Raw genomic sequence first — 6689 nt, forward strand, 5'->3', positions numbered from 1 at the left:
ACCCGAGGCCGATCTCACCCGTTGGTTGCTCGGTGAAGCCTGCACCGCCTTCGAGGGATGGGGTGTGCTGATGACGTCCAACCGGCCGCTGCTCGCCATGCGCGAGCACAGCCGTGACCTCGCGGAGGTGCGCACGCCCGAGGGCCGCCGCCGGCCCTGGCGCTGGTGGGACCCCGAGCTGCTGGCCCTGCTGCTGCCCGGCCTCGCGCCGTCGCAGCTCGACGCCTTCTTCGCGGCCGGGCAGCAGCTTGTCTGCCCGGCCGCGAAGCGCTGGACCTGGTGGCAGCGCCTGAACGGCGTGCTGGACAGCCAAGCCCGGGAGCGGGTGAACTGATGCTCCAACTCAACGCGGATCAGCTGGAAAAAGTCGAGGCCCTGCAGCTCAAGCGCGACTCGCGCGAGCTGCTGCAACTGCTGGGCAGCGCCTGGCCCGAGGTCGCCGAACAGCTCCAGGCCCGCTGGCCAGCCTTCATCGACGTGGCGCTGGAGCACGGACAGCAAATCGGCTTGCGCCATGTCGCTGAGCTGGCCCGTTATGCCTCGCTGTGCTGCCTGTGGGGCGCGGGCTTCGAGGCCAAGCCGCGCTTCGAATGGGCAGCGGCCATTGCTGCCGACGCCACGCTGAGCCCGACGCTGCGCCTTCACCAGCTCACCCATCGCTCCCGCGAGGAACTGGTGCGCCGCGCCGCCAAGGCCGCCCCAACCGGCGACGCGATGACACCCGCCGGCTACGACAAGGCCCTGGCCGCCGTTGAAGCGGGGCTCGGCCGTGCAGCGCGCGGCCGAGCCATCTTTCTCGACCAGCCGCCGCCGCCCCGGCCCAAGGCCTGCGATCTCGCCGCCATCACCTTCGCCGTCGCCGAGCCCAAACCGCTGCAGGCCTACCAGGGCCAGGACGGCAGCTGGCGGCGCGTCGACCTGGCGCCCTGGGCGCCGCAGCCAGAAACCTTGTCCACACCGCTGGAAGAACCCCGCCTGCTGCCGGTGCTCAGCCGCGCCGTGGGCGCAGGCGCGAGCGCGCGGCTGCAGCTCGCGGTCAGCACCGAAGCCACCTGTGACACCCATCATCCCGACGTGCTGCATGCAACCGGCGCCGGCCGCCTGACCTGGCGCGGCGCCGACACTGCTCGCCTGAGCTTGACGCTGCATGCGCCGCCCAGCCCGCCGCCCGACCCCAAGCTCGGCCCCGCCGGCATCGCCCACGGCGAGCCGCCCGATGTGCAGAGCGTCAGCATCAGCAGCTGCGGCATCCGCAACGCGGGCGCGCCACTGGGCCGCATCGAGCTCGGCCTGCAGGTGCATGCCGCCACGCAGCGCCTTGTCGAAGTCAGGCATGGCGCACTGCCCGCCCAGGCCTGGCCCGTCGAAGGCGAAGCCCCGCTGCTGAACGCGGCCGGTACCGCCTGCCATCTCGAAGCCGATGGCCATACCGAACCCGCACCGGCCTGGCTGAAGGCCTGGCAGACGCTCCAGCCGTTGAGCCGCGCCGGGCTCGAAAAACTCTTCATCGCCTGGTCTCGCCAGATGGCCGGCAGCAGCGGCCGCATGGAGGCCGAATTGGCGCCCCTCGTCGGCCAGGCCGGCATCACCTGGGGTTGGCAACACGAAAAAGGCGGCGCCGTCGCGCTGCGCGTGCAGGGCGCCATCGACTTTGCCGCCCTGGTGCTGGACCTGCGCCTGAGCGGCGAACTCGACTGGCTCGGCAGCCGAGCCCGTGTCAGCCTGCGCGCCCAGGGCCGCAGCGAGTGGCGCATGAGCCTCGCTGACGGCGCCGCGTTGGAGCAAGCCAAGGCGTCCTGGCGCCACCCCTTCACGCTGAGCCTCGACGCGATTGCCAACGGCCAGCCGGCCCTGCTGTCGGCCGGCCCGCTGGCCGAGCCGCTGCGCGGCGCCGTCGTCGGCGAATGCGGCCTGCGCCCGCGCCCGGACGGCCGCGGCCAGCAATGGTTCTACCGCCTGGCGRTCGAGCCGGTGAATGTCTGCCTGCTGCGCCAGGATCCGCTCGGCGGCACTCAGCGCCAGCAGCGCGAGCTGCTGCCCGCTATCACGCTCATCGACTGGAGCGCCGGCTGATGGACCGCCTGATGTGCCTCCACGTCCAGACCAGCGGCGAGCCCGTCGAGGTGCAGGTCAACGGCGTGCCCGTGCTCAGCCTGCCGGCCGGCGCGGGCAGTCAGTCGGTGACGGTGCACGAATACCTGCAGAACGGCAGCAACCGCATCACGCTGGTCGTCGCGCCGCCGCCCATCGCGCAGGCCGTGGCCGCGCCGAACGCACCCGCCCAACCCCGCATGGCCGCGCGCGCCGCCCAGGCGCGTGCCCGCCTCGTGCTGTTGCGCCAGGGCAAGAGCCTGGCCGACGAGGCCGTGCGCGTGCTGGCCGAGGTGGCCTGGGGCATCGAGGAGGGTCAGGGCTTCGAGGCGCCCACCGTCGTGCACCAGGACCTGGAGCTGCCGGTTGGCTTCCCGCGCTGGCGCTGGCTGGACGCCCCCGTGCTCAACCCCGGCCCGCAGGACCGCCAGACCGTGCTCGCCGCCGTGCAGCGCCTCGCTTTCGACCTTTCACGCGGCAACCCCGACAGCTTTCTCGCCGCCTGCCGCCTCAAGCTGGAGGAGGTCGACCAGGCCTACCAGCGCCCTGCCGGCCAAGGCGTCACCGCCTTGCGCGAGCAGGTGCAGCAGCTTTGGCAGGCTGGAGCTCTGGCGACGCTGCAGCCGCCCACGACGGAGAACCTGCTGCTGCGCGTGGTGGCCGGCGGGCGCCTGCTGGAATGCCTCAATCCCCTGGGCGCCCCGGTGCTCAGCAGCCAGAACGACGATGCAACGCTCGGCAACATCGCATGGCCGCTGCGGCTGACCCTGATCGAAGGCAAGGTTTATGTGCTCAGATGAGCATCCATACCCGCTTTGCAGGGGTCGTCGCAGACCCATGCCGCGCTGAGAATCGCTCACCATGATTCGCCTCAACGTCACCACCTTCAACGGGCTGCCCGTGAGCCAGCCGCTGTCCGCCCAGTTCGACGAACTCGGCGGCGACATCGGCCGCGCGGACACCAACCAGCTGGTGCTGCCCGACCCCGAGCGCACGATCTCGCGCGTGCACGCCCGCGTGCTGTTCCGCGCCAGCAGCGGTTTCGGCATCGTCGACCAGGGCAGCAATGCCATCAGCGTGAACGGCATCCAGCTCGGCAAGGGCCGCGAGGCAGCCATCAAGCCGGGCGACCAGATCCAGATCGGCGGCTATGTCCTCGTCGTCGAAGCCGGCAGCCCCAGCGGCGCTGCGGCCGACCCCTTTGCCGACTTCTTCGGCATGGCACCGGCCACGGCTTTGACCCAGCCGGGCATTCGGCGTGACGTGGCGGCCGCCGACCCGCTCGGCCTTTTCGGCGGCCCCAATCCTCCCGCTCCGCCCGCACCGGCGCCGTCTTTCACCGCACCGCCACCGCCCGCGGCGATGGGCGGCATCCCGGCAGATTGGGACCCCTTCGCGCCGGTGGCCGCACCCAGGCAGGCAGCCACCCCGGCGCCTTCGGCCGGCGCACGTGCCCYTGGCCTGGACCTGGGCGCCGGCGCACCCGCACCGTTGATCCCCGACCTGCCCGGCGCCAGCAGTGGCCGCGGTGCCGGCGGCGATTCGCTGGACATGCTGTTCGGCCTGGGCGCGCCCACGCCCGCCAGCAACAACCCGCTGGCCCAATCCCTGCTCGGCGAGGCCGTCGCCCAGCCCAATATGGCGGGCCATGCCGACCCGATGCAGGCCCTGGGCATGCTGCCCGCCGCGGCCGGGCAGGCGCTGCCAGACACGACCTCGGAGCTGAACCGGCCCTTCATTGCGCCCAACGCGCCGGCATCGTCGACATCGACGGGCCAGCGGCCCCGGCCGCCGGCCGCCTCCATGGCTGCGCTGAATGCCCTGGATCCATCCGGCACGCTGTCGGGCGCCGTCGTGTCCTGGAACGACAGCGCCGGCGAGGGCCGCACCATCATCCGGGCGGGCAAGAAGCCCGAAGCCGCCGCGCCCGTGGCAGCGCCCGCCGCACCGCTGATGCCGCCGCCCCCGCCGCCGGCCATGGCAGCACCGGTCGCCCAGCCCACACCCATGGCTCCAGGCATGCCTGCCGATCAAGCCGCCCTGTTGGCCGCCTTCCGTGAAGGCCTGGGGATTCCCAACCTGCCGGCCGGTGGTCTCACGCCCGAGTTCATGCGCTTGCTGGGCCAGCTCGTCCACGAGTCGGCGCGCGGCACGGTGGACCTGCTGGTCGCTCGTGCGGCCCTGAAGCGCGAAGTACGCGCCGAGGCGACCATGATCGTCGCCAAGGAAAACAACCCGCTGAAGTTCTCACCCACGGCCGAGGTGGCGCTCGGCCACCTGCTCGGGCCGTCGGTGCGCGGCTTCATCGAACCCCATCGCGCCCTGCGCGACGCCTTCGACGACCTGCGCGCCCACCAACTCGCCTTCCTGGCCGGCATGCGCGCCGCGCTCGAAGGCCTGCTGCAGCGCTTCGACCCCGCTCAGCTGGAATCGCGGCTGACGCAGAAGTCGGTGCTGTCCAGCCTGCTGCCCGCGGCGCGCAAGGCCCAGCTCTGGTCGGTGTTCCAGAACGAATACCAGCAGATCGCCGGTGAACTGTCGGACGACTTCCACCAGGTCTTCGGGCGCGAGTTCCTGCGCGCCTATGAAGCGCAGCTCGACGCGCTTGAGCAAGAACAACGATAGAAGGAGCCCCGTGCAAATCGAGCTCGCATTGATGTCGGAACAGGGCGGCCGCGACTACAACGAGGACGCCTGCGGCCACTGGCATTCCGAGCGCTACCTGTGCTGTGTGCTGGCCGATGGCGCTGGCGGCCATGGCGGCGGCGACATCGCGTCCAAGCTCGCCGTCAGCCATGTGCTGCAGGGCTATGCCAGCCTGCCCGCCCACCACCCGCAGGCGCTGGAAGCCCTGCTGGCGGACACCAACCGCGAGCTGCTCGCCCAGCGCGCCGCCAACCCGCAGCTGCGCAATATGCATTCCACGGTGGTCGTGCTGTCCATCGACCTGCAGGAGCGCACCGCGCTGTGGGGCCACTGCGGCGACTCGCGCTTCTATGCCTTCCGCGATGGCGTTCTCGCCCAGCGCACGCGCGACCACAGCCTGGTGCAGTCCCTCATCGACGGCGGCCTGCTTGACGAGGCCGGTGCTCGGGTACATCCCAAGCGCAGCGAGCTCTACTCGGCCCTGGGCACCCAGGGCGAGGATCTGCACATCAGCGTCGCGCCCCAACCCTGGCCGTTGGAGGGTCGCGAGGCCCTGATGCTGTGCACCGACGGCCTGTGGGAATGGCTGACCGACGACGAGATCGCCATCGCGCTGTCCTTTGCGGCAGAGCCGCAAGCCTGGCTGAACGACCTCGGCCAGCGCGTGCGGCTGGCCGCGGCCGACAAGCCCAACCACGACAACTTCACCGGCCTGGCCCTCTGGCTCAAGAATGATTAGCCCCTCGCCCAGTCKCGCCGCGCTGAACGCGGGCGCGTCCGGTCGGTCCCCCGCGGGGACGGCGACGCTTGCAGCATTGAGCCGCAAGCTAGTCGCCAACGCGGGCCGGCTAGGGAGCGGCCCGTCGCTCGGCCCGCAATACTCAGGCCCTATCGCCTAAGGAGAAGCGCCATGCCTCAACATGTCTGCAAGGGTGCTCAGCTGATGTGCACCTTCGGCTCCAAGCCCAGCGCGCTGGAAGTGCTGCCGCTGAACAAGATGAAGACCAGCAACCAGTTTGCGGCCAACATCATGGACAACAAGCCCATGGTGAACATCCAGCCCTTCGGCCCGTGCAAGAGCATGGCCAACCCGACGGTCGCCGCAGCCACCGCGGCCGCCACGGCGGCGGCGCAGGGCGTGTTCACGCTGACGCCCATGCCCTGCGTGCCGGTCTTTCCCGCGCCCTGGGTGCCAGGCGCCCCGACCGTCATGCTGGCCAATATGCCGGTGCTGAACAACACCTCCAAGCTGATGTGCGCCTATGCCGGCGTCGTCAGCATCGTGTCACCCGGTCAGATGACCGAGATGGTGCCCTGAACGGGAAATCCTAAAGTGAAAGCCGCCCTCCACGGGCGGCTTTCTCTTTTCGGGCCGAGCGCCGGGCCGCTCCCAAGCCGGCCCGCTGGGCAATGTGCTTGCGGCTCAATGCCGCAAGCATCGCCGTCCCCTCGGGGGACCGGTTGGGCACGCCCGCGTTCAGCGCGGCGAGACCGGACGAGGGGCTTCTTATTTCCGCCCGATCTCCACCCGGCGGTTCTCGTCGGCGTTGGGCTTGGCGGGATTCTTCAGGTCCTTGGAGCCCACGCCTTCGATGACCAGCAAGGCCGGATCGGTGCCCTTGCTGACGAGATAGTCGCGCACCGACTCGGCTCGCTTGATGGACAGGGCCTGATTGGCCTGCGGCGTGCCCGAGGCGTCGGCGTGGCCGATGACGCGCACCTTGCGGTCGCTGTTCTTCTTGGTCTTGAGCACGTCGGCGAAGACGTCGAGCTGTTTCTTCAGCACAGGCGGCAGTTCGGCCGAGCCCACCTTGAAGGCCGTGGCCGGCAGCGAGTACTTGATGGCCGGCTTGAAGCCCATGCACTTGAAGCCCGAAGCCTCCAGTTCCTTGCACTTGTCGTCAGGGAACAGGCCTTCGGCGATGGACTCTGCCGTGGGCACGGTCTTGCCC

Annotated in this window: 7 protein-coding genes; 6 read left to right on the plus strand and 1 reads right to left on the minus strand. The window is 70.5% G+C overall.

Annotation, left to right across the window (positions count from 1 at the left end; translation table 11 throughout):
• The 6 genes from AC1DU6_RS16000 to AC1DU6_RS16025 form a co-directional block, all read left to right on the plus strand.
• Nucleotides 1-334: DUF4123 domain-containing protein (locus AC1DU6_RS16000; RefSeq protein WP_477858259.1), on the plus strand; the 334-nt coding region annotated here is incomplete at its 5' end.
• The gene (locus tag AC1DU6_RS16005) at nt 334-2073 is read left to right on the plus strand and encodes a hypothetical protein (RefSeq protein WP_477858261.1); all 1740 of its coding nucleotides are present in this window, start codon (nt 334-336) and stop codon (nt 2071-2073) included. The genes AC1DU6_RS16000 and AC1DU6_RS16005, both read left to right, overlap by 1 nt.
• Before the next feature lie 11 nt (nt 2074-2084).
• Nucleotides 2085-2891, plus strand: a complete 807-nt coding sequence (locus AC1DU6_RS16010) for a hypothetical protein (protein WP_157281236.1) — start codon at nt 2085-2087, stop codon at nt 2889-2891.
• 61 nt (nt 2892-2952) lie between these two features.
• Nucleotides 2953-4716, plus strand: coding sequence for a type VI secretion system-associated FHA domain protein TagH (gene tagH, locus AC1DU6_RS16015; RefSeq protein WP_477858263.1), 1764 nt, complete (start codon nt 2953-2955; stop codon nt 4714-4716).
• Nucleotides 4717-4726: 10 nt separating this feature from the next.
• Nucleotides 4727-5476, plus strand: a complete 750-nt coding sequence (locus AC1DU6_RS16020; protein ID WP_056194126.1) for a PP2C family protein-serine/threonine phosphatase — start codon at nt 4727-4729, stop codon at nt 5474-5476.
• A gap of 171 nt (nt 5477-5647) precedes the next feature.
• Entirely contained in the window at nt 5648-6055 is a 408-nt protein-coding gene (locus AC1DU6_RS16025; RefSeq protein WP_057297205.1) for a DUF4280 domain-containing protein, read from the plus strand.
• Nucleotides 6056-6244: 189 nt separating this feature from the next.
• On the opposite strand, the gene AC1DU6_RS16030 is transcribed toward AC1DU6_RS16025, so the two are convergent.
• The coding region (locus AC1DU6_RS16030; protein ID WP_477858265.1) for an OmpA family protein at nt 6245-6689 on the minus strand (445 nt) is incomplete at its 5' end.

This window comes from Roseateles sp. P5_B10 (assembly GCF_056400485.1).

Excerpts from the sequence above, each read along its gene's own strand:
- AC1DU6_RS16010 (WP_157281236.1), top strand. The coding sequence starts at position 2,085 with ATGTGCCTCCACGTCCAGACCAGCGGCGAGCCCGTCGAGGTGCAGGTC.
- AC1DU6_RS16025 (WP_057297205.1), top strand. The coding sequence starts at position 5,648 with ATGCCTCAACATGTCTGCAAGGGTGCTCAGCTGATGTGCACCTTCGGC.